This is a genomic window from Hyalangium minutum (genome assembly GCF_000737315.1).
Lineage (GTDB): Bacteria > Myxococcota > Myxococcia > Myxococcales > Myxococcaceae > Hyalangium > Hyalangium minutum.
Genome location: NZ_JMCB01000003.1, coordinates 980,802 through 1,002,222 on the forward strand (window position 1 = coordinate 980,802; position 21,421 = coordinate 1,002,222).

Genomic DNA, 21,421 nt, shown 5'->3' on the forward strand with positions numbered 1-21,421 from the left:
GGCTGCTTGAAAGCCTCACTGCCAGGGAACTCCAAAGGCGCGAAATCCGGGCCGGAATTCCTACCTGGAAGGTCGACTACCGGGCGTCGACCTCGCCAGATCCCCCGGCCCCACCGCCGCCGGCGGCCTTCACCAGGCCATCGGTCACGGAGCCCTGCTGGCGGGCCTCAGCGGCGTAGCGGTTGAGCTTGTTGTAGAGGGTCTTTTCAGACACCCCCAGGATCTCAGCGGTGCGGGCCTTGTTGTTCCCGTTCCGCTGCAGGCTGCCGAGGATGTACTCGCGCTCCACCGCGTCCAGGGACAGGCCGTAGGGCAGCCGGAAGGTGTGGCGCTCCGGGCTCTTGCCCGCCATGTCGGGGGGCAGATGCTCGCGGGTGATCAGCTCGCCGTCACAGAGGATGACGGCGCGCTCCACGGCATTGCGCAACTCACGGATGTTGCCCGGCCAGTCGTGCGCCTTGAGCACCTCCATGGCCTCCGGGTGCACTCCCGTCACGCGCTTGGCCGAGTCCCCGCCGAACTTCTCCACGAAGTGCTGCACGAGGATGGGGATGTCCTCCCGGCGCTCACGCAGCGGCGGCAGGTGCACCTGGAACACGTTGAGGCGGAAGTAGAGATCCTCGCGGAAGCGCTGGTTCTTGATCTCCTGCTTCAGGTCGCGGTTCGTGGCGCACAGCACGCGCACGTCCACCTCGATCTCCACCTTGCCGCCCAGCCGGCGCAGCCGCCCCTCTTCCAGCACGCGCAGCAGCTTGGCCTGCAGCTCGATGGGAATCTCACCGAGCTCGTCCAGGAAGAGCGTGCCGCCGTGGGCCATCTCGAAGACGCCCGGGCGGCGCTGATCCGCACCCGTGAAGGCGCCGCGCTCGTGGCCGAAGAACTCGGACTCGATCAGCGTGGCGGGGATGGACGCGCAGTTGATGGCGATGAAGGGCTTCTCGCGGCGCAGCGACAGGTTGTGGATGGCGCGAGCCACCACTTCCTTACCGGTGCCGGACTCGCCGGAGATGGCGACGCTGGCCTTGGAGGGAGCCACCTTCTCGATCAGCTCGCCCACCTTGCGCATGGCGCCCGAGGTGGAGATCAGATCCTGCTGCCCCAGCTGCTTGAGGCGGCGCCGCAGCGTCTGTACCTCGCGCTGCGTCTCCTTCTTCTCCAAGGCCCGCTCGATGCAGACCTTCAGGCGCGCGATGTTCAGCGGCTTCTCGATGAAGTCGTACGCGCCCTCCTTGATTGCGCCCACGGCGGCGTCGATGGTGCCTCGGCCGGTGAGGAAGACGACCGGGCAGTCCGGCAGCTCCTCCCGCAGCTGACGCATCAACCAGAGCCCGTCCGTCTCCGGCATGGCCAGATCCGACAGGACCACGTCCGGACGGAACTCGCCCGCCTTGCGCAGGGCATCGTGCCCGTCGAACGCCACCTCGACTTTGTGCCCCCAGGAGCTGAGCATTTCTGCCAGCGCCTCGCACGTCGCGCGTTCGTCATCCACGGCCAGAATTCGTGCGCTGCCCAAGATGAAGACCTCCCTACAGCTTTCGCCTGGTGTGTAACTGAGAAGAGAAACTGAACTCGTTGAAGCGCTGAGCGGTGCCGCAGCTCAGACGCGCGCAAAAATGAAGCGGCAGACGTCCCCTCGGACCTGGAACTCGACTCCCAGCTGCGCACAGCGCAGGCCCAGGGCAGCGATGATGTCCGGTGCCGACTCCGGAGCAGAGCCCGCCGAGTCCTTCACCTCGAGCACCGCCTGCGAGCCCTCGGCCCGGACAGCCACGGTGACCTCGGTGCTCGCCTCCGAGCGCCCGAAGGCGCGCAGCAACGACTGGATCAGGAAGAAGCTCACCTCGCTGGTGTCCTGCAGCTTCACGCGCAGATCCGGCTCGATCGCGACGTTCAGCTTGAGGCGCCGGCGCCGGCTCTCGTGCGCAATCACGTCCAGTGAGCGCTTGGCCAGCTCGGACAACACCACCTCGCCCCCAGTGCTCCCGCGGAAGACGATGAAGTCGGCGAACTGGCGCAGGATGCCGTCCACGCGCTGGATCTGATCGCGCATGGCCTTGATGTTCTTCGCCTGCGAGGGAGGCACCTCCCCCGTCTCGCCCTTGAGCTTCTCGGAGAGGACCTCGAGGTTGATGGAGAGTGCGTTGAGCGGGTTGCGCACGTCGTGCAGCAGGCTGTCCATCAAGGTGGGAACAGCGCTGTAGCGAGCCGCCCCGACGACAGGGTCGGACGACTCTTGCACTGCGGGCACACTGGTCACAGCCGTGGACGTAACCACCGGGAACTCCTCAAGAATTGTCACCAACCGCCGCGCCCCGCCTACCGGTGCGAGGATTTAGGGAGTGGCCTGTAAAACGGCAACCCCTGGCCGGTAATTCTTGCCGAAGTCGGGGAATTCCCCTGTGAGTCCGCTTGCTTGGACCCCTTGAAAAGTGTCCGAAGTGCAACGTTCCCCGCTCCGGAAAGCGTTGCCTTGCTCCGAGCTGTCCGCAGGTGAACGGAGGGGCGCGCGCGATCAGCGCGGCTCGGGTGGCTGAGCGGCCTCGCCGAGCCCGGTGAGCTCCAAGCCGATCTTGGCGGCGTACTCGAAGATGCGCGGGTCCCGGTAGAACTCGCCGAAGACGATGCGGGAGCAGCCGCTGTTGGCGATCAGCTTGAAGCAGGGCCAGCAGGGACTGGCGGTGGTGTAGATGGTGGCGTCGTCGATGCTCACACCGTTCTTGGCGGCCTGGATGATGGCGTTGGCCTCGGCATGGACGGTGGCCACGCAGTGGCCGTTCTCCATCATGTGGCCCACGTCATCACAGTGCGGCAGGCCGCGGATGGAGCCGTTGTAGCCGGTGGAGAGGATGGTGCGATCGCGCACCAGCAGTGCGCCCACGTGCTTGCGATCGCAGGTGGCGCGTGTGGCCACCTGGCGCGCGATGTCCATGAAGTACTGATCCCACGAGCTGCGCGGCTGGCCCAAAGCACGACCTCCTGAGTTGGAAGAGACGCGCGCGGTGTAGCGCGGCGGAAAGCGGATTCCAATCTCCGCGGGCTGTCGGCCAATCGACGAAGGGACTGCAAGCAGGTTGGTTCCGGGAGGGTGCGTCCCCAACTTCCCTACAAAGGGGCCGGAAGGATGAATCGAAGGGTTGTAGGGCTGGGAGCGCTGGGGGTGGGAACACTGGGGCTGGTGAGCATGCCCGCCCTGGCACAAGAACCCCCCGCCGAAGTGCGGAGCCTGCGCGAGGTGAGCGGGCCGATCACGGCGGTCAACCTGCGCGGGGGCACGGTGACGGTGGAACTCGAGCAGGCGAACGAGCGGGTGGAGCTTCGCGTGGACGGCGACACCACCATCTTCCTTCCTGGGCGCACGGGGCACTTGGCGGACCTGAAGGCGGGCCAGCGCGTGCGGGCGGCGTACGAGCCTCGGGAGCGCATCTGGGTGGCCCAGTGGATCGAGCTGCTGGAGCCCTGAAAGGCGACCTGCAAAAAGGCTGGTCGCCTCAAGCGAGCAAGTGACCTAAAACGGTGGCGATGCGCTTTCTGGTCGCTGCCCAGTTCGTCCCGGATCCCAACAGTGGCTCTGCGGGCTCCGTGTTGGCGGTGGGGCAGGCGCTGGCTGCGAGAGGACACTCCGTGGAGTACGAGTGGCTGCCGCCCGAACGGGGGCTGCTGCGCCACCCGGCGCTGCGCCGCCACTTCGAGGTGCCCACCCAACAACTCCGGGCGCTGGCCCGGCGTCTGAAGTCGGCTCGGTATGACGTGGTGATGGTGAGCCAGCCCCAGGCCTACCTGGCCTACGAGCTTCTGCCTTCGCTGCACCCGCGCACTCTCTTCGTGAATCGGACCCATGGCTGGGAGCACCGCCTGCTGCAGGCCGAGCAGCGCCTGGGCTACGAGCCGCAGCGGCCGCTGGGCAACCGCGTCCTCTCGAAGGCCAGCGCGGCGATGACGGTGATGGCGTGCTGGCGCACGGCGCGGGCGGCGCACGGGCTGGTGGCGCCCTCGTCCCGCTGTGCGCGCTTCATCCACGACACGTACGGGCTGCCCGAGGGCAAGGTGGGCTTCATCGGGTATGGGCTCGATCAGGACTTCCTGGAGTGGCCTCGGGTGGAGCCGCCCGTGCGCCTGCCGCGCCTGCTGTTCGTGGGCAGCTACCTGGCGCGCAAGGGCTCACGGCTCATGGAGGAGGTGCTGCCCCGGCTGGCACAGCGCTTCCCGGAGCTGGAGATGACCTTCGTGGTGCACGAGGGCGCTGTGCCAGAGGCGGAGCGCGTGTACCGCCCTGCCTTTGGCTCTCGGCTGCGCGTGCGCGAGTGGATGCCGAGGACCGAGCTGAGGAAGCTCTACTCCGAGCACGATGTGCTGCTGTTCCCCTCGCTCTTCGAGGGGTTCGGCAAGACGTGGCTGGAGGGCATGGCGTGCGGGCTGTGCGTGGTGGGCTTCGACGAGGGCGGGCTGGGCGATCTCGCGGAGCATGGCCGCGAAGCCCTCTTCTGCGAGGCCGGGGACGTGGCGGGCTGGGAGCGGCTGCTGGTCGAAGCGCTGGAGCACCCGGAGCGCGTGGCGGAGCTGCGCGTGCGGGGACAGACGCGCGCCCGCGGGCGCACGTGGGACGAAACGGCCAAGGACACCGAGCAGTTCTGCGAGCGGCTTCGCACCGAGCGGGGCTGGAGCTGAGTTCCCAACAGTTCCGGGCAGAGGCCGTCACGGGCTGACCGCTCTTCGTTTGACGACGCGAGGCGCTTGGCCTACTCGGCCGCCCGACCACCAACTCAGGAGGGGTCGAGCCATGAAGCGTTCGATTGTTGTGTGTGTTGCTGCCGTTGTGTTCGCCGGTTCCGCATTTGCGCAGGGCAATGCGCCGGCCATGGATCTAACGAAGATGGGCCCGGGGGCTCGCAAGCCCACCAACGAGAAGCAGACGAAGAAGGAGATCGAGGACTTCTTCAAGAAGATGGAGGAGACCGAGAAGAGCGGCAACTTCGAGGCCTCGCTCGCGATGGTGGACTTCCCCATCTACATGATGACCGACGATCTGAAGGGCGTGCCCGAGGCGAAGGAGTACAGCCGCGAGGAGTACGCCGCGATGATGAAGCCCATGATGGAGACCATGCCCAAGGACCTGAAGATGACCCACAAGCGGTCGATCACGGTCATCTCGGACTCGCTGGCGAACGTCGTCGATGACTTCTCGATGACGCTGGGCAAGCAGAAGGTCACCGGCCGCAACGCGAGCACGCTGGTGAAGCGCGATGGGCAGTGGAAGTGGAAGACGGGCGTCGAGGCCGGCTGGGGCGGGATGGGGCCTCCGCAGGGCGCGGGCGGCGGCGGGCAGACGACGCCTACCGAGGGTAAGAAGTAACCACCGCTGTGAATCCCCTCCCCTGTCGGCCTTCATGTACGGGGGAGGGGCTGTCGCGGTGCCTCAGTGCTTCGGCGCGTCGTCGCCCCAGAGTTCCTTGAGGCGCGCGTCGCGGCCACAGCCGGAGCGGTAGTAGCGATAACGCACCGGGTTCTTCTGGGCGTAGTCCTGGTGGTAGTCCTCGGCCGGGTAGAAGGTCGAAGCAGCCACGAGCTGAGTGACGATGGGCTTCTTGAAGCGGCCCGACGCCTCGAGCTGGCGCTTGGACTCCTCGGCGAGCCGCTGCTGCTCCGCATCTTGGAAGAAGATGGCGGAGCGGTACTGCGAGCCGTGATCACAGAATTGCGCGTTGGGCGTGAGCGGGTCCACGTTGTGCCAGTAGACCTGGAGTAGCTGGGCGTAGGTGACCTTGCTGGGGTCGTAGACGATCTGGACAGCCTCGGCATGGCCGGTGCTGTCGCTGGAGACCTCGTCGTAGGTGGGGTTCGCCTTCGTTCCGCCCGTGTAGCCCGACGTCGCCGAGATCACCCCGGGGAGCTTGTCGAAGGCGCTCTCCATGCTCCAGAAGCAGCCGCCCGCGAAGAGGGCGGTGGCTTGCTTGGGCTCCTCCTTCTTGGCGGGCGCGGCCTCCTTCTTCGGAGGCGCGGGGTTGGCGGGGCTGGAGGCGAGCGCTCCGGCTCCAGCCAGGGTGACAGCCAGGGCGAGCAGGGTGAGACGAGGGAAGCGGGAAGTCATGGGGGGTCCTTTCCTTCTCCACCCCCTTCTACGCACGACCCCTGGGTCCCGTTACACCGGCCACAGCCGGGTCCTGCTCTCCGGCCGGGGGGGACGGGAAGATGGGCCCGGGCAGTCTCCTTAGCTGCTGAGGGGCAGCTACGCGACGACCCACCATCGTGGGCGAAAATGCTACGAAGGTGACCTCTCAACCTGAGGTTTGTCATGTCCGCGTACCGCTCCGCGCCATTCCCGGAGGGGGGATTCCGCCATCGCCTCGGCGTGCTCGCATTGGTGGTCCTCGGCCTTGGCTGTGCATCGGACCTCGCGGTTGAATTGCCAGAGCCTCCGTTGGATTCCCCACTCCCAGCGGAGGCGGCTCGCCCGTACGAAGCTCAACGCCAGTTCGGTCTGCGAGTCATCGAGAACATCCAGAAGGGAATCTGGTGATGGCGTTGACAGATCTCGTAGAGCAGTTCGCCCAACACGTCGCCGCACAAACAGATGCCATCTGGCAAGGGGACTCCAAGCTCGGCAACAAGCACGCCAAGCAATACATCGCCGCCTTCGACAAGCTCCGAGCACGCGGCGACGCCGGACGCGACGCACTGGCGGCCTTGTTGACTCATCCGCGAATGGACGTCCGGGTCAAGGCTGCGGCGTACCTGCTGCGCCATTGCACGGGCGAAGCCATGCGTGTCTTGGAGGACGCCGCGAAGGGTGAGGGAATGATCCCCTTCATCGCCTCCCAGGTTTTGCAGAATTGGAACGAGGGTACCTGGAACTTGGATCCGGGACCTTGAGGTGGACTTATTACCTCTGCGCCGTCTGCCCGACGCCGCCCTCGGAGGCGCGCTCCAGCAACCGGGCGAAGCCCTGGGCCTGGAGGAACTTGCGCACCTTCGAGCTTGGCGCCGCGAACGTCTCGCCCGGCATCGGCACGTCGAAGCTGTAGTCCTCGTTCGCCACCGCGAAGCCCACCTTCGCCGTCCGGTAGCCCTCGACGATCGCCAGCAGCTTGCCCGTCTCCAGGCTGAAGATGCCGCCGCCCGACGCCCCGTACCCGATCGGCGCGTCCGTCTTCACCATCTTCGGGACCTTCGCCTGGGAGTCCCACTCCACCTGCGACAACATCCCGCCCGACAGCGACGTCGACTTGCCGAACGGGCACGCCGCCACCACCACGTCCTCGCCCAGCTCCAGCTCCGCGTCCTCCGCCAGCTGCGCCGGCGTCAGCTCCACCCCCGGCACCCGCAGCAGCGCCAGATCCATCTCCGGCACCTGTCCCACCACCGCCACCTCCACCGGATACTCCGAGAGCTCGCCCTGCCGCTCCTGGGTGATGACCATGCGCGGGCTCTTCAGATCGTCCATGCCCACCGCGTGCGCGTTGGTGATGACGTAGCTCATCACGCCCTTCTCCGTGCGCTCGGTGCCGATCACCACCCCCGAGGCCGTGCGCCGCGTCTTGCCGTTCTCCGTCACCAGCATGCGCACCGTGCTCGGCAGAATCCCCCGCACCACCTGCTTGCGCGACGGCCTCGCCACCGCCGCCATCTGCCGCTCCACGGGAGCCTTGACCGCCGGAGCCTCCGCTACGGGCGCGGGAGGAGACGACGGAGAAGCGCTGGCGCACGACAGGACAGCGAACAGGGCGGGGGCCCCGAGGAGAAACCGGTTCATCCAAGCTCCGCGAAAGGGGGGTGCAGGACTCCGTACATCTATGAGCAATGGATCTTCCCGCGCCGCGCTGTGATTCAAAAGCACGGCGCCCCCCAAGCCCTCCCCTGCCCGCTTGCTCTCAGGTGTAGCGCTTCTTCATCAGGAACAGGATCGCGTCCTTCGCGCAGTACTCACAGTACTTGTACTTGTCCGCCATCGTCTTCAGGGTGCTCTCCACCTGCGTCTGCTCGCGCGGCGTGAGCTGCCCCCGCTCCTCGGACAGGTACTTGAGGACGTTCTCCTTGTTCTTGCGCAGCACCCGCTTGCGCTCCTCGAAGTAGTGGTCGCGCAGGCGCTTGAACATGTCCGGGAAGATGCGCGCGAAGTCCATCTCCGCGTCCGGGTTGTCCAGCCGGTGCGCACCGATGGAGGAGATCAGCCCGCGGCGGTACTCGCCCGCATCCTCGCCCTTCGGCATGACGATGGACTCCAGCTCCGCCATGCGCTGCTCGTCCGGCCGCTCCATCTCGCCCGTCACCCGGTTGCGCAGCTTCTCCCCGCGCACCCAGTGGCTCACGTGCTGGATGTAGCGCTCCACCAGCTCGCGGTACTGGCCCTCGGAGACCAGGCCCATCGAGTCGCGCACCTCCGAGTCCACCAAGTCCAGGTACTGGCCCTCCACCTCGCGCACGAACTCCTCGTGGTCGTGGTAGCTGTCCACCACCTCCTGCTGGAGGAACTCGAAGACGCTCTTGTCCTGGCAGATCGCCTGCAGCTCCTCGAACACCGCCAGCGGGTGCAGGCACTTGTAGTCCGTGCTCTGCGCCGCGTTGAACAGCGCCGTCTTGATCTCCCGCGCGCTGGCCCCCGAGCGCCCCTCGTAGTTCGGGTAGGCGTCTGACTCCTCGTACAGGTCCGTGCGCAGCTTCTTCAGCTCCTTGGTGTTCGCCAGGCTCAGCCGCGCGGGCGCCCGCCCCTCCTCGTAGAGGTGCATCTTCTCCAGCGGGGTGACGTGATCCACCAGCTCCTTCACGTCCTGGGCGTAGCGCTCCGGAATCGGCTTCTTGAGCCGCGTGAGCACCGCCCACATGGCGGCCACCTCGGTGGCATGCGGCGCCACGTGCTTGCCCACCGACGTCAGGGTGATCTCCGCGTCGTATACCTCCTGCTCCAGCTTGTAGCGGCGCAGGTACGGCACCCGCACCAGCTCGATCCGGCCCTTGAACGAGGCGAAGTCCGGCAGCTCCTTGAACGCCCCCAGGTGCTTCTCGTTGGCCGAGGCGATCAGCACCTCGTCCAGTTGCAGCACGAAGGGCTCCAGGGGCACCTGTGCCGTCTCACTGAAGCCCAGCAGGTACTTGAAGGCCTCCAGCGGGCGCTTGAGCAGGTCCGCGTACTCGATGAGGCCGCGGTTGGCGTGCACCAGCGGGCCATGCGGCTCGTAGAGCACCACGCCGTGCAGGGCGGCCGGCAGGTTGAGCTGCGTGCGGTCGGCGGTGATCTGCTGCGCGATGGCGTCCACGCTCATCTGCGGCTCCACCGTCACCGTGCCCATCTGGTAGCGCCGGGAGATGTAGAAGCGCTCGATCTGCACGTGGCGCAGCACCTTGAGGTAGTCACCCCCATACGAGGTCAGCAGCGCCGCGTAGATGCGCCGGCACTTGTGGCACAGCTCCCCGTCCCGGATGTAGTCCGAGAGGATGAAGTCCCCGGACTCACCGTCCCCTGTGCCCAGGCCCTTCTTCTTCAGCGCCGACTCCAGCATCTTGCGGCGCTCGGGAGGCGGGACGACGAAGAGCGGGTGGTCATTGAGCTCGCACGGCATCCGGACGTCGATGGCCTCCGCGTCCAGGTGCGCGTACGTCGTCACATCATCGGTGGCCGCGGGCACGCGCTCGCCGAAGCCGATGGAGCCCTTGATGAGCTTCTCCGAGGGGAATATCCAACCCAGCCGGTACAGCGCGCCCTGCGGCTGGCGCGAGTAGTCCTCCATGCCCGCCTTGAGCGCGTTGACGAGCGTGGACTTGGCGCTGCCGTTGGGCCCGTGCAGGAGGATGAGCTTGTTGATGCGGCCGGCGCGCACGAAGTTGCCCAGCAGCCGGTAGATGGAGTTCTGGACTTCCTCCTGGCCGGCCACGCGCCCGTCGCGGTCGCTCGAGGGCACGTCGAAGACCTTGAAGCGGCGGATGGTGCCGGTGGGGTGCGGCACCTGCTCGGTGCCGTAGTGGTCCATCACGTCGTGCAGGTACTGAGCGGCGTTGCGCGACTGGTGCCGCGGATCGTTGAAGAAGAGGGTGACGTACTCCTCGAAGGACAGGATGGACCTGTTCTTGACGAAGTCCGCGGACACCTGCCCTCCGATGTCCTGCAGGTAGCGCCTGGCTTCCACGTCGTCTCTCCTGTGTGCTTGAGTCGTGGCCTAACTAATGTCACCGAGCCGCCGCCGTCGCTCGGCAGAAGACAGCAACTTTCCCTTCGGTGCGACAGATGTCCAGGGCCCTTCTTGCACTTCTGTTGGTGGCCTTGCTCTCCGGGTGCCCGCCTGCCTCCTCGCCCCCCTGCGTCACGGACTCGGAGTGCCCCGAGGGCCGCTGCCGCTTCGGAGGGTGTGGGCCGATGTGTCTGGATGACACCGATTGCCCCTCTGGACAGGCGTGCGCGAATGGGGCCTGCGGGGCTCGCCCCGAGTGCGCCGCCGCCACGGACTGTGCGCAGGGCTTCAACTGCTCGGAGGGCCGGTGCCTGTGCGGCTCGGATGCGGCGTGTGCCGCCAACCAGGTGTGCCGGCAGGGCCGGTGTGAGGACAGCCGCCGGTGCACGGGGGACTCGGACTGCCTGTCCGGCCAGCACTGCGAGGTGACCCAGGGCGCCTGTCTGCCCGCCTGTACCACGGCCGCAAGCTGCGCCCCGGGCGTGGATCCCCAGGTAGCCAGTGTGCTCTTCGCTTGTCAGGGTGGGGCCTGTCTGCGCCGGTGCATCAATGACGCCTCGTGCGGAGGACAGGGCCTCATCTGCGAGGCGGGCCTGTGTGCTCGGGCCGACTGCGCCACGCTCGCGGACTGCCCCTCGGGCCAGTACTGCACCAGCGCGACAGCGGGCCGCTGCCTGGAGTACCGCGCGTGCCAGTCCTCCGCCGAGTGCCCCGAGAACACGGACTGCCGCGCCTTCGCCTCGGGCAGTTGTCCGCCCGGCTTCGACTGCGCGCTGAAGATCTGCCAGGAGCTGCCGCGCTGTCTCATCGACACGGACTGCGCCGCACCGGCCTTCTGTCAGCAGGGATATTGCCAGCCCTCGACGGCCTGCCCCACGGGAGACCCGTGCCCCACCGGACAGCTCTGTGTGGCACAGCGGTGCGTGCCCGGCGGCTGTAGAGGCCACGCCGACTGTCCCTCGGGCCAGGCGTGCACGGACGGCGCGTGCCACCCTGCCCCGGCGGCCTCGGAGATCTCCACCCTGGCGCTCAGCCCTCGAGCGGCGGTGCTGGTGGTGGGAGGCTCGGTGAAGCTCTCGCTCGTGGCCTTCACCTTCTCTGGAGCGAGCTTCCCGTTCATCTCTGGGAGCTACACGGTGGTGGATGCCAGCGGAGCTCCAAGCAACGCGGCCACGGTGACGCCCTCGGGAGACGTGACAGCGGTGCAGGCTGGCACGGTGCGCATCCGCGCGGGTGTCACCCATCCAGGCGTGACGCCCGTCGAGGCCACCCTCACGATCCTCCCCGCCCTCACCGAGGGCCGCCGAGTCACCGTGGTGGACGCGTCCACGGGCCTGCCGCTGAGCGGGGTGGAGGTGCTCGGCTGTGACGCGCCTCCCGCAGCCGCGCCCTGCCCTGCTCCCGTCACGGCGACGACCGACGCGAGCGGCACGGCCGCCTTCCCCTCCTCGACGGGCAGCACCGCGAGCTTCTCGGCAGCCTCGCCCGAACTCCGCGCGGACGGATACCCGCGCTACGACCGCGTGTCCGTGACGGCAACCCTCGCGAGGGACGTGCTGCTTCCGCTGGGAGAGAACCCGGTGCACGGTGCCGCGGGCTTCAACGCGGGTATCCAGTTCTCCGAGGTCCACTCCACCGGCCCGCTGTGGCTCGGCTTCTCCCTGCTCTCCGCCGGAGACGTGCCGGACCTGGATCTCACCACCCTGCTGGGAGAGACGTTCTTCATCACCGTGCCCGGCCTGCCCCCATCCGTGCCCGTGGCAGGGAGCACCGTGGCCTACGCCGCATCCGGCTTCGGAGCCCCCGTGGAGCTCAAAGGACGATCGCTGGGGCTCGGACAGCCGGGACGCCGGGCGGCGGTGGCCTTCGCCGGGCGGACGGAGCTGACCGTGGCTGCGAACCTCGGCTCCACGGATCTGCTGGCCTACACGGGGGCCATGGACTACGCGCTCCAGGCCTTCACCTCCGTTCCCCTGCGGCCTCGCGTCGCGGACTCCACGGATGTGGACGGGGATGGACGCTGCTCGGACACCGCGCGCTGCCCGCTAGGCCCCGAGGACATCCCGGACTACTTCAGCCTGCCCGGCTTCTCCCACCGCCCCCGCCGGGAGCAACTCCGCCGCACCGAGGTGGTGCTTCCCCGCCTGCCCGCCGGGCTGGACACGGCGGTGACGAGCGCCGTGGAGATCTCCGCCGAGACCGGCCTCACCCCGCTGGGACTCTCCTCGCGCGCAGGAGGCGCCCCCGCGCCGGACGGCACCCGGCCACTGGATCCCGTCCTGCTTCGCAGTGGTGCCCCGTACGCAGGAGTGGAAATCGGCACACCCGGGGTCTGGGCGTTCGCCACCCGGATTGCCGAGGCCCGAGGCGACACCACAGGCCGGATTGTCCGGGGCTCGCCACTTCCCACCCGGGTGGTCATCCCACCCTTTCTCCCCGTGCCCGCCGGGGCGTACACCGTGTCGCAGCGCACCTTCACGCCCTCGGCGGCGCAGTGGACGGCCCTGGCTCAGGCGGGGGCCGAGCTGGCCCGGATCACCTTCACCGGAGCCCGGAGCCGGCACGTGGTCCTCCTGCCGCTCGTGCCAGGACAAGCCCCCCTCCGCCTGCCAGATGCCCCTCCGGGTGTCGGAGAAGACCCGGTGAGCCAGGAATCAGCGACAGGCGAGATAATGGCCATGGATCTTTCAGCCCCCACTACCCCCGAGGACCTGCTGGGCGTGGGGGGAGCCAACCTGCTGGGGCTGACGGTTCACCTGGATGCTTACTCGCGAGCCACTTCCTGGTGAAATAACGTTCTGGAGCCCTCGTTCTCCTACTCTGGGAGTCCACACGCGATGCAAAAGAAGGAGCCCATCATCGGCATCGACCTCGGCACGACGAACTCGTGCGCGGCGTATGTCGACGACAGCGGGAACGTGAAGCTCGTGCCCTACAAGGGAGGCGACTACACCATCCCCTCCATCTTCGCGATTGATGACAAGGGCAATGAGCTCATCGGCTACGAGGCCAAGCGCCAGTGGCAGCTCAACCCGCGCAACACCGTGTACGGGGCCAAGCGGCTGGTGGGCCGCGGCTACAAGAGCGACATCGTCGACACGATGAAGAAGGTCGTGGCGTACCAGATGCGCGCCGGCAAGAAGAACGACGTCGTCCTGGACGTGGGCAAGAAGGAGTTCTCGCTGCAGGAGGTCAGCGCGAAGATCCTGAACAAGATCCGCGACGTGGCCTCCAACCACATGAAGGTGCCCATCAAGCGGGCGGTGGTGACGGTGCCGGCGTACTTCAACGATCGGCAGCGGCAGTCGGTGAAGGACGCGGGCAAGCTGATCGATCTCGAGGTGGTTCGCATCATCAACGAGCCCACTGCGGCCTCCTTGGCCTACGGCGTGGGCAAGAACCTCAAGCAGAAGGTCGTCATCTACGATCTCGGCGGCGGCACGTTCGACGTGTCCATCATCGAGATCCGCGACCGCGTCTTCGAGGTGAAGGCCACGGGCGGCGACATCTTCCTGGGTGGCATCGACTTCGACAACGCGATCATCCACCACGTGCTGAAGGACTTCGCGGCGAAGACGGGCATTGACCTGGCCACGGATCCGGTGGCCATGCAGCGCATCAAGGACCTGGCTGAGCGCACGAAGATCGATCTCTCCGCGCGCGAGGAGGTGCCCTTCAACATCCCCTTCATCACGATGACGTCGCAGGGCCAGCCGCTGAACATCGAGATGAAGTTCACGCGGAAGATGCTGGAGAACCTGACCAGCCATCTGATCGACAGGTCGCTGCAGATCGTGGCGCGGGTGCTGGTGGACGCGGGGCTGTCCACGAAGGAAGTGGACGAGGTGATGCTGGTGGGTGGGCAGACGCGCATGCCCATCGTGCAGGACCGGCTGACGAAGTTCTTCGGCAAGCCGCCGAGCAAAGGCGTACACCCGGACGAGGCGGTGGCCATTGGCGCGGCGCTCTACGCGCACTCGCTGCAGGATGACACGAACCTGCGCATCCAGCTGCTGGACGTGATCCCGATGGCGATCGGGCTGGAGAAGGCGGGCGGGATGTTCCACACGGTGTTCCCGCGCAACGCGCCCATTCCGAACGCCAAGCAGTTGGTGGCGACGACGAGCATCGACAACCAGACCGAGCTCGCCATGCGCATCTACCAGGGCGACCACGAGCAGGTGTCCCAGAACGAGCTGCTGGGAGAGTTCACCTTCTCGGGGATCCGGACGGAAAAGGCCGGCCGGGTGCAGGTGGAGATCACCTTCGACGTGAACGTGGAGGGGATCCTCACGATGCGCGCGAGGGATCCGGCCACGGGCCGCGAGATGCGGACCACCGTCCGCGTCACGCAGAGCTGACGGGGCTCAGACGCTCTGGCCCTGGCGCTTGGCGAGCACCAGGTTCACGAAGGTCTTCACGGAGAAGAGGCTGAGGATCTGCGCGGGGCGCAGCCCGGGCTGGATGTGCGAGGCGGCCTCGGGCATCAGCTCCCGGAGCCGGGCGAGCCCTGTCTCGGAGATGACGCCGCCAGGCGCGAACTCCTCGTCCGACATGGTGCCGCGGGCGGCGCGCTCCATCTCGCCGCGCGTGATCTGGATGTCGAAGGCCCGCTCCAGCTTGAAGACGATGTCCAGGAAGTCGAGCGACTCGGCGCCCAGGTCTCCCATCAGGAGGGTCTCGAGCTTCACCTCGGAGAGATCCCGGGCGAGGGCCTCGGCAACCACCTCGCGGACCTGCTGCTCAATCTTCTGGACCTCGGCTGCGGACGCTGGGACTGCGGCGGTCATGTCTGGGCCTCCCGAGGCTCGGGGCCATCCTCGAACCACGTCACCACCTGTGCAAGGGGCTTGCGCGGCTGCTTGGCGGGCAGCTCGTCTGGATACCCCACCGCGATGGCTCCGACCATCTTCCAGGGCTCCCGGATGTCCAGCAGCCGCTGGATCTCATCGCGGCCAATCATCGGTCCGGACATCCAGCAGGCGCCGAGCCCCTCGGCCTGGGCCTGGAGCAGCAGGGCCATGCACGCGGCACTGGTGGAGCAGAGCTCGGCCTGCATGGACGCGGCGGTGTGGAACTTCGTGGGGTCCCCTCCCCCGGAGGCCACGAGGTTGGCGATCAGGTCCGGATAGATGCGGTACTGAGGGACGATAATGGCCGCGGCCGTGGCGAGGGGCTCGTGGAAGAAGTCGCCGTACTTGCCGAAGTCCTCGGCGTGGTGGCCCTGGCGGATGATGGCCTTCATCTCCTCGGCGCGGGTGCGGACGGCCTCGGTGAGGCGCTGACGGAGCGCGGCCTGGGTGACGACCGCGAAGCGCCAGGGCTGGCGGTTGGTGGGAGACGGTGCCGTCACCGCGGCCTGCATCAGGCGCTCCAACGCCTCGCGAGGAACGGGCCGGGCCGTGAAGGCGCGCACGCTCCTGCGGTGAGAGAGGAGATCGAGAAAAGACTCGCCGTTCATTCGAGCTTGAACCCTCCATCCACGTTCCACACCTGACCGGTGACGTAACTGGCATCGCTGGAGCACAGGAAGGCCACCACTTTCGCCACCTCCTCGGGTTTGCCGGGCCGCCGCATCAGGATGCGCCGCTTTACCTCATCCGGCGCGAGCGCGAGGATATCCCGGGTCATCTCGGTCTCGATGACGCCGGGGGCCACGGCGTTCGCCCGGATGTTCCTCGGCGCCAGTTCCACGGCCAAGGCGCGGATGAAGGACTCCACTGCGCCCTTGGTGGCCGCATAGAGGCTCTGTCCCCGTCCCGGCCGCTGCCCCGCGACGGACGAGAGCGCCACGATGGAGCCTCGCCGCCGGCCAATCATCCGCTTCGCCACTTCCCGGCAGCAGTGCACCACTCCGTCCAAGTTGACGGTGCGGACAGCAGTCAAATCCTCAGGGGTGCTCGCGCCCAGGAGCGTGTCCCGGGTGACGCCGGCGCCACAGACGAGCACGTCGATGGGGCCCAGCTGGCGCTCCGTCTCCTCGATGAGACGAACCACCTGAGCTGAGTCGGAGACGTCGGCCTGATGCAAGAACGCCCGCTGGCCGAGTGCCTCGACCTCGCGAACCACCTCGGCGGCACGCGCCCCCTGCTCACGAAAGTTGATGCCCACGGAGTAGCCACGCCGGGCCAGCTCGAGGACGACAGCTCGGCCGATTCCGCGCGAGCCCCCCGTCACCAGAGCCACACCCCTCTCGCTCATGCTTCACCTCGCGGAAGCTTTGCCAACACCGGATAACCAGCGGCACAGCAGGGAAGCCCCGCGGCAGTCCCGGGCGGTTTCCCAGAACCGGTCTGCTTGTCAGACCAGTTCACGCCAAAGCGGACCGGGAGCGCCCCCTCTGCCGGGTACAGCCGCCGTGAACCGGTCTGCTTGTCAGACCAGTTCGCACCGAACCGGCCCGGGGGAGCCCCCTCCACCGGGTACAGCCGCCGTGAACCGGTCTGCTTGTCAGACCAGTTCACGCCAAAGCGGACCGGCAGAGCCCTTCCCTGCCGTGCGCGGCCACCGTGAACCGGTCTACTTGTCAGACAGGTTGGGCTCATGCGCGCTCCGCCGGGCTCGGCTGTCCGCTGGGGCTGCCAATATGCACTCCGCCTACAAGTCCGGGTGCCCCCGTGCAGAGGGCCAATGCCGAACGCGCCGTCGTGGGGGTGGGCTCTCGAACAGGCAGGAGCGATCCCTCGGCGGGCTCGCGCAGCCCGGCGATGGGGGGCAGCACACCTCTCCGCAGACAGTTCGCCAAGGCGATGGTCTGTACCAGCGGTGCCGCGGCCCCCAGCTGTCCGAACGCTGCTTGTACCGCCGTGAGTTGCGCCCCCTGTCCAAGCAGGGCCCCCAGCACGGACCTTTCCGCAGCATCCAGCGCAGGAAGGGCTCGGCCGGAGCCGTCAACGACCGCGTCCGCTCGAGGCAGGCGCGCGGCGACGGCAGCGAGTGTCTCCGGGCCAGGCTCGGAGGCGTGGCTGTCCGCGCCATCAGCCGCGGAGATGGTCGCCAGCGCCCCCTTCGCTCCTGGACGCTGGAGCACCAGCGCCGCAGCGGCCTCCCCCGGCACAAAGCCTCGCGCGTGGAGATCATACGGAGCGGCCAGGTTCGCAAGGTCCCCTGTGGTCGCGGCTCCCCGGGCGGCCAGGTCCACCAGCGTCTCCGGTTCGAGCAGCGAGTCGTAGGCGAACACCAGCGCCACATCGATGCTCTCAGCTTCGAGTGCCCGAATGGCCGCAGAGAGCGCCTGGGCGCCTGCAGTGGCTCCTCCATAGGTGGCACCATCGCCTCGTGCGGAGAGGTCCGCAGCCAGGAGCGCGTGCGCGTTGTTCGAGAGGTGCTTGAGCATCCAGTACGGGTGAATGCGCTTGAGCCCGCGCTCCCACGTACCGCCTTGCCCCGGTTGCTGCGCGGAGAGCCCCTCCATCATGTCGTCCCAGTGGGCCCGCAGTCCGCCATAGCCGCAGAAGATCCCCAGCCGCTCACCCGAGGCCTCGCAACCGTGACCACGGGCCAGCTGGAGTGCTTCATGCGCGGCCTCCAGCCCGAAGAGCCCCATCCTTCGCAGGAAGCGCGCGTGCTTCGAGCGCTGTGGCTGGGAGAGGATCGGTGCTCCCAGCCGGCAGGCGTAGGTACGGGTCTCGAAGCGCAGCTTGTCCGTCGCCGCGCGCTCTCCGGCGAGGAGCCGGCCCACGGCGGTGTCCACCGAGTCACCCAACGGCGTGCGCCATGCCCAGCCGAGGACGTCCGCGCTCATGCCGCTCTCCCGAGGATGATCGTTGCGTTCTGTCCCCCGAAACCGAAGGAGTTCGACAGCACTGCCTCCACTCGCGCCTCGCGGGGACGCTCGCCGATGATATCGATGTCGCAGTCGGGATCGCGCTCGCGGTGGTGCGCGGTCCCCGGAAGGCAGTCGCCCAGGAACGGCAGAAGGGACGCCGCGACCTCGATGGCCCCCGAGGCCGCCATCAGGTGCCCCACCGCTCCCTTGATGGAGCTCACCGGCACATCCCCCAGAACCTCGCGAATGGCCCGGGCCTCCGCGGGATCGTTGAGGGGCGTGCCCGTGCCATGGGCATTCACATAGCCGATGTCCCTGGCAGAGAGCCCCGCGCGCTTCAGCGCTTGCTGCATGGCCTTCCGTGCCATCGAGCCGTCCGGCAGAGGAGCCGTGGTCTTGTAGGCGTCCTGGGTGCTTGCCCAGCCGAGAATGCGCGCCAAGGGACGGGCACCTCGGGCCAGGGCACGCTCCTCGGACTCGACGACGAACATGGCGGCCCCCTCGCCGATGGCCAGCCCGTCCCTGCGTCGATCGAAGGGCCGGCACGCATCCGGCTCGGCCCGAGGAGAGGGAGCGCCCAAGCGGGACATTCCCCCCAGCCCCAGCGGATTCACCATCGAGTCACTCGCGCCGCAGAGCACCCGCGTGGCCGCACCGCGCTCAATGAGCGAGGCGGCATGTGCCACCGCGAGCGTACCGGCTGCGCACGCGGAGACGTGGGGCACCACCGGTCCCGTCAGGCCCAGCATTTTCACGAGCCCGTCCGCGCAGAGATCGATCCGCGAGCGGAAGCGCACCCGAGGCAACGGCGCTCCCGGCTCGGCCACCCAGTCAATGGCCGCGCGCGTGCCCTCTTTGCGCAGCAGCGGGCCAAAGTCCTCCAGGAAGGCCTGCTCCAAGCCCAAGGCCATCGACAGCCAGGTATCGCTCGCATCCTCGCCGCAGCCGGCCTGGTGCCAAGCCTCCAGCGCGGCGACCCACCCGAAGCCAATCTTCCGGTCTCGCAGTGCTCCGGAAGCGTCCCAGTCCTCCAGCAGGGACTCCGGCAAGCGTCCCCCGAGGTACTCCCGGAGCCACGCACCGTCCGTCCTGAGCACCGGCACCTCCCCAGCGACGCGCGTCGGGAAGCCCGAGGCATCGAAGTGGTGGATGGGTCCCACGGCGGCACGGCCCTCGCCGAGTGCATCCCAGAAGGCCCGGGCTCCCACCCCCAGGGCCGAAACCACGCCACAGCCCGTGATGACGGCCTGGCTCACGAGACCACCTCCCGTGCCAGTCCCACCAGCCCTACATCTCCATCCGGGCCCACGACGAGCACAGCCGCGCGGCGAATGGCTCCGTCCTGCAGCAGGTCCAGGGCCGCCACGGTCGCCAACGCAGCGGACGCCGCCAGGGACTCACCGAAGAGCGCGGAGGCATCGAACACAGACTCGGGACACACGGGGAGAGCCAACTCCCGTGCAGCCTCTCTCCGGTTTGGCGTGGCCGTGAGCACCACGCACTCTGGCTCGAGGGCATCCAGGGATCGCCTCGCCGATTCGAGCGCTGGCGCCAGCCCCTGCTGTCCCGGGTGCACTTCACAGCGATTCAGAAAGCCCAGTGGCTGCGCATGGCCAGGAGCCGCAAGCGCCAGGAGCGCGGCCCCTTCTCCCGGCACCACGCCCGCGCCTTCTTCTCGGCTCAGTTCTGCCCATGTCACCGGGTGCAGCGCCGAGTCCGCTCCGCCGCTGAGTGCCACCTCGCAGTCGCCCACTGCCACCGTATGGCGCGCCTCCGCCAGAGCGAGCACCGTGCCGCTCCCTCGCGAGAAGATCGCCGCGTTCGGTCCCCTCAGTCCCTCACGGATAGCGGCGTGGCAGAGGGTGTAGTTGTTCATCAACTGGAAGGCGAAGAGCGGATTGCACGCGCCAAGCCCCCCGGTGCCAAACCGCCCGAGGTCGAAGTGCTGCTCCAAGAAGCTCGCGTCGAGCATCGCCTCGAGTTCCTCCATCGCACCGCCCGAGGCACCCACTCCGAGAAAGAAGCCCGTCTCCTCTCGCGGCAACGTTGGCGACTCCTGAAAGAGGCTCCGAGCCGCCACGCAAGAGAGGCGCGCTCCTCGGCTCATCAGCTTGAGCAACCTTGGCTCCACATCCTGGGCTGTGGGCAGTGCTGGCACTTGCGCAGCGAGGACTCCTCCCAGCGCCTTACAGGAAGTGGCCGCTGTGTCGCCTGCACGCACGGCCTTGCCCAGACCGCGCCAACCGATGCCCTGGGCAGTGACAGCGGTGGCGGCGACCACGGCCACGGGCCTCATGCGCGGACCACCACCAGGCTGGTGTTCGCCCCACCGAATGCGAACGCATTGACGAGCGCCGAGCCCACCCGCTTGCGCAGGGCCTGGCCCTGAACGTGGGGAAGCTCGCAGCGAGGATCCGGGTTGCGCAGGCCCGCGGTCGGAAGCACCTCGTCCCGCTCCAGCCCATGTACCGCGCAGAGGAAGCCCAGCGCTCCCGCTCCCGCGATCCAATGACCGAGCGCCCCTTTCACCGAGCTCACATGGGCCTCGGCTAGCCGCGCTCCCAGCACCCGCCGGAGCGCTCGGGCCTCCACCTCGTCATTGAGCTGCGTCGAGGTGCCGTGCGCCTGCACGAAGTCCACGCCCTCAAGCCGGGCCTCCCGAAGCGCGGCTCGCATCGCCGCCGCCGCACCTTCTCCCTCGGGATCCGGCGCGGTGAGGTGCCACGCATCGAGCGATCGCCCCACCCCCGCCACCGAGGCCACGGCATCGCCCTTCTCGGCGGAGAGCACCACCATCGCCGCGCCCTCCCCCACGACGAAGCCATCCCGGTGTGCATCGAAGGGACAAGACACGCCCCGAGCCGACAGCGCTCCCAACAGCCCGAACCCGGCCAGCATCAGCGGATCCACGTCCGCCCCAACGCCGCCACACAGCGCCACGTCCACTTCACCCCGGCGGATGGCTCGCACGCCCTCCGCGATGGCCGCAGCCCCCGAAGAGCAAGCCAGGGACAGCGTCTCACAGGGACCTCGAGCTCCGAACTCTCCCGCCAGCATCGACGCCACCGCCGCAGGAGACACCGCCGCCGCGTCAATCCGAGGAGCCAGTTCCCGCGCGCGTTGCCCGAACGCCTCATGGTCGAAGCGAGCACCGCCTCCAGCGGCCTGCGCCAGCGCCAGCACCGTGGAGAAGCTCGCACGGCCGGACTCCGCTCCCATGAAGACACCGATGCGCTCCGGTGCGGCACGGAGCCATGCATGAGCCCATGCCTCCCGAGCAGCTCGCAAGGCGAACTCCCGGCGGCGATCCTCCGCGCCCTCGGCGAGGCCTCGCACCGCAGCCGCCACCTGACACGGGAAGCCCTCGACGTCGAAGTGCTCCACCCTCGAAATCGCGCTCTCTCCCCGCGCCAGTGCCGCCACGGTGCTCGGCCAGTCCAGCCCGAGAGACGACACCGCGCCCACACCTCGGACGAAGGCCTCACGCCGCATGGCT

Annotated in this window: 19 protein-coding genes; 6 read left to right on the plus strand and 13 right to left on the minus strand. The window is 68.1% G+C overall.

Annotated features, from left to right (window positions below):
* Positions 1–76: 76 nt before the first annotated feature.
* The 3 genes from nla6 to DB31_RS10530 form a co-directional block, all read right to left on the minus strand.
* Positions 77–1,513 (minus strand): enhancer binding protein Nla6, encoded by a 1,437-nt coding sequence (gene nla6 / locus DB31_RS10520; protein ID WP_075305936.1) that lies wholly within the window; start codon positions 1,511–1,513, stop codon positions 77–79.
* 84 nt (positions 1,514–1,597) lie between these two features.
* Positions 1,598–2,275 carry a sensor histidine kinase gene (locus DB31_RS10525; RefSeq protein WP_240486622.1) on the minus strand — a complete coding sequence of 226 codons (678 nt, stop codon included), beginning with the start codon at positions 2,273–2,275 and terminating at the stop codon, positions 1,598–1,600.
* Positions 2,276–2,512: 237 nt separating this feature from the next.
* Complete coding sequence (locus DB31_RS10530; protein ID WP_075305938.1) at positions 2,513–2,965, minus strand: deoxycytidylate deaminase; 453 nt, start codon at positions 2,963–2,965, stop codon at positions 2,513–2,515.
* Positions 2,966–3,121: 156 nt separating this feature from the next.
* Here DB31_RS10530 and DB31_RS10535 point away from each other — a divergent pair, with 156 nt between their 5' ends.
* The 3 genes from DB31_RS10535 to DB31_RS10545 all read left to right on the plus strand — a co-directional run bounded on the left by DB31_RS10535 (position 3,122) and on the right by DB31_RS10545 (position 5,350).
* The gene (locus tag DB31_RS10535) at positions 3,122–3,460 is read left to right on the plus strand and encodes a hypothetical protein (RefSeq protein ID WP_157231909.1); all 339 of its coding nucleotides are present in this window, start codon (positions 3,122–3,124) and stop codon (positions 3,458–3,460) included.
* Between the two features lie 59 nt (positions 3,461–3,519).
* The gene (locus DB31_RS10540) at positions 3,520–4,665 is read left to right on the plus strand and encodes a glycosyltransferase family 4 protein (RefSeq protein WP_044185861.1); all 1,146 of its coding nucleotides are present in this window, start codon (positions 3,520–3,522) and stop codon (positions 4,663–4,665) included.
* A gap of 190 nt (positions 4,666–4,855) precedes the next feature.
* Positions 4,856–5,350, plus strand: a complete 495-nt coding sequence (locus DB31_RS10545; RefSeq protein WP_157231911.1) for a hypothetical protein — start codon at positions 4,856–4,858, stop codon at positions 5,348–5,350.
* A gap of 63 nt (positions 5,351–5,413) precedes the next feature.
* Here the strand turns inward: DB31_RS10545 and msrA are convergent, their stop codons facing one another.
* Positions 5,414–6,085 carry a peptide-methionine (S)-S-oxide reductase MsrA gene (gene msrA / locus DB31_RS10550; protein ID WP_044185863.1) on the minus strand — a complete coding sequence of 224 codons (672 nt, stop codon included), beginning with the start codon at positions 6,083–6,085 and terminating at the stop codon, positions 5,414–5,416.
* 428 nt (positions 6,086–6,513) lie between these two features.
* Between msrA and DB31_RS10560 the strand changes: the two genes are divergently transcribed.
* The gene (locus tag DB31_RS10560; RefSeq protein ID WP_044185868.1) at positions 6,514–6,867 is read left to right on the plus strand and encodes a DUF2019 domain-containing protein; all 354 of its coding nucleotides are present in this window, start codon (positions 6,514–6,516) and stop codon (positions 6,865–6,867) included.
* A 10-nt stretch (positions 6,868–6,877) separates the two neighbouring features.
* On the opposite strand, the gene DB31_RS10565 is transcribed toward DB31_RS10560, so the two are convergent.
* Positions 6,878–7,747 carry a S1 family peptidase gene (locus DB31_RS10565; protein WP_044185870.1) on the minus strand — a complete coding sequence of 290 codons (870 nt, stop codon included), beginning with the start codon at positions 7,745–7,747 and terminating at the stop codon, positions 6,878–6,880.
* A gap of 118 nt (positions 7,748–7,865) precedes the next feature.
* A complete protein-coding gene (locus DB31_RS10570) occupies positions 7,866–10,115 on the minus strand; it encodes a PrkA family serine protein kinase (RefSeq protein WP_044185872.1) in 2,250 nt (749 codons plus the stop codon).
* Between the two features lie 227 nt (positions 10,116–10,342).
* Between DB31_RS10570 and DB31_RS10575 the strand changes: the two genes are divergently transcribed.
* Together DB31_RS10575 and DB31_RS10580 are read left to right on the plus strand one after the other, a co-directional pair.
* Complete coding sequence (locus tag DB31_RS10575) at positions 10,343–12,946, plus strand: hypothetical protein (RefSeq protein ID WP_044185874.1); 2,604 nt, start codon at positions 10,343–10,345, stop codon at positions 12,944–12,946.
* Between the two features lie 48 nt (positions 12,947–12,994).
* Positions 12,995–14,518, plus strand: a complete 1,524-nt coding sequence (locus DB31_RS10580; RefSeq protein WP_044185876.1) for an Hsp70 family protein — start codon at positions 12,995–12,997, stop codon at positions 14,516–14,518.
* A gap of 6 nt (positions 14,519–14,524) precedes the next feature.
* On the opposite strand, the gene DB31_RS10585 is transcribed toward DB31_RS10580, so the two are convergent.
* From DB31_RS10585 to DB31_RS10615, 7 genes are all read right to left on the minus strand, one after another.
* Positions 14,525–14,947, minus strand: coding sequence for a phosphopantetheine-binding protein (locus DB31_RS10585; RefSeq protein ID WP_044185878.1), 423 nt, complete (start codon positions 14,945–14,947; stop codon positions 14,525–14,527).
* Complete coding sequence (locus DB31_RS10590) at positions 14,944–15,618, minus strand: nitroreductase family protein (protein ID WP_044185881.1); 675 nt, start codon at positions 15,616–15,618, stop codon at positions 14,944–14,946. Before DB31_RS10590 ends, DB31_RS10585 begins: the two co-directional genes overlap by 4 nt.
* Positions 15,615–16,358: an SDR family NAD(P)-dependent oxidoreductase gene (locus DB31_RS10595; protein WP_044185883.1), complete on the minus strand. Its 744-nt coding sequence runs from the start codon at positions 16,356–16,358 to the stop codon at positions 15,615–15,617. The genes DB31_RS10590 and DB31_RS10595 overlap by 4 nt, the downstream gene beginning before the upstream one ends.
* 340 nt (positions 16,359–16,698) lie before the next feature.
* Entirely contained in the window at positions 16,699–17,901 is a 1,203-nt protein-coding gene (locus DB31_RS10600) for a beta-ketoacyl synthase N-terminal-like domain-containing protein (protein WP_044185885.1), read from the minus strand.
* Positions 17,898–19,181, minus strand: coding sequence for a beta-ketoacyl-[acyl-carrier-protein] synthase family protein (locus DB31_RS10605; RefSeq protein WP_044185887.1), 1,284 nt, complete (start codon positions 19,179–19,181; stop codon positions 17,898–17,900). Before DB31_RS10605 ends, DB31_RS10600 begins: the two co-directional genes overlap by 4 nt.
* Entirely contained in the window at positions 19,178–20,221 is a 1,044-nt protein-coding gene (locus DB31_RS10610) for a beta-ketoacyl synthase N-terminal-like domain-containing protein (protein ID WP_075305940.1), read from the minus strand. The genes DB31_RS10605 and DB31_RS10610 overlap by 4 nt, the downstream gene beginning before the upstream one ends.
* Entirely contained in the window at positions 20,218–21,417 is a 1,200-nt protein-coding gene (locus DB31_RS10615; RefSeq protein WP_052419854.1) for a beta-ketoacyl-[acyl-carrier-protein] synthase family protein, read from the minus strand. The genes DB31_RS10610 and DB31_RS10615 overlap by 4 nt, the downstream gene beginning before the upstream one ends.
* Between the last annotated feature and the right edge of the window lie 4 nt (positions 21,418–21,421).

Coding starts and splice junctions, on each gene's coding strand:
- DB31_RS10610 (WP_075305940.1), bottom strand. CDS start 20,221: ATGAGGCCCGTGGCCGTGGTCGCCGCCACCGCTGTCACTGCCCAGGGC.
- DB31_RS10615 (WP_052419854.1), bottom strand. CDS start 21,417: ATGCGGCGTGAGGCCTTCGTCCGAGGTGTGGGCGCGGTGTCGTCTCTC.
- DB31_RS10540 (WP_044185861.1), top strand. CDS start 3,520: ATGCGCTTTCTGGTCGCTGCCCAGTTCGTCCCGGATCCCAACAGTGGC.
- DB31_RS10590 (WP_044185881.1), bottom strand. CDS start 15,618: ATGAACGGCGAGTCTTTTCTCGATCTCCTCTCTCACCGCAGGAGCGTG.
- DB31_RS10585 (WP_044185878.1), bottom strand. CDS start 14,947: ATGACCGCCGCAGTCCCAGCGTCCGCAGCCGAGGTCCAGAAGATTGAG.
- DB31_RS10595 (WP_044185883.1), bottom strand. CDS start 16,358: ATGAGCGAGAGGGGTGTGGCTCTGGTGACGGGGGGCTCGCGCGGAATC.
- DB31_RS10560 (WP_044185868.1), top strand. CDS start 6,514: ATGGCGTTGACAGATCTCGTAGAGCAGTTCGCCCAACACGTCGCCGCA.
- DB31_RS10565 (WP_044185870.1), bottom strand. CDS start 7,747: ATGAACCGGTTTCTCCTCGGGGCCCCCGCCCTGTTCGCTGTCCTGTCG.
- DB31_RS10575 (WP_044185874.1), top strand. CDS start 10,343: ATGTGTCTGGATGACACCGATTGCCCCTCTGGACAGGCGTGCGCGAAT.
- msrA (WP_044185863.1), bottom strand. CDS start 6,085: ATGACTTCCCGCTTCCCTCGTCTCACCCTGCTCGCCCTGGCTGTCACC.
- DB31_RS10535 (WP_157231909.1), top strand. CDS start 3,122: ATGAATCGAAGGGTTGTAGGGCTGGGAGCGCTGGGGGTGGGAACACTG.
- DB31_RS10580 (WP_044185876.1), top strand. CDS start 12,995: ATGCAAAAGAAGGAGCCCATCATCGGCATCGACCTCGGCACGACGAAC.
- DB31_RS10545 (WP_157231911.1), top strand. CDS start 4,856: ATGGATCTAACGAAGATGGGCCCGGGGGCTCGCAAGCCCACCAACGAG.
- DB31_RS10600 (WP_044185885.1), bottom strand. CDS start 17,901: ATGAGCGCGGACGTCCTCGGCTGGGCATGGCGCACGCCGTTGGGTGAC.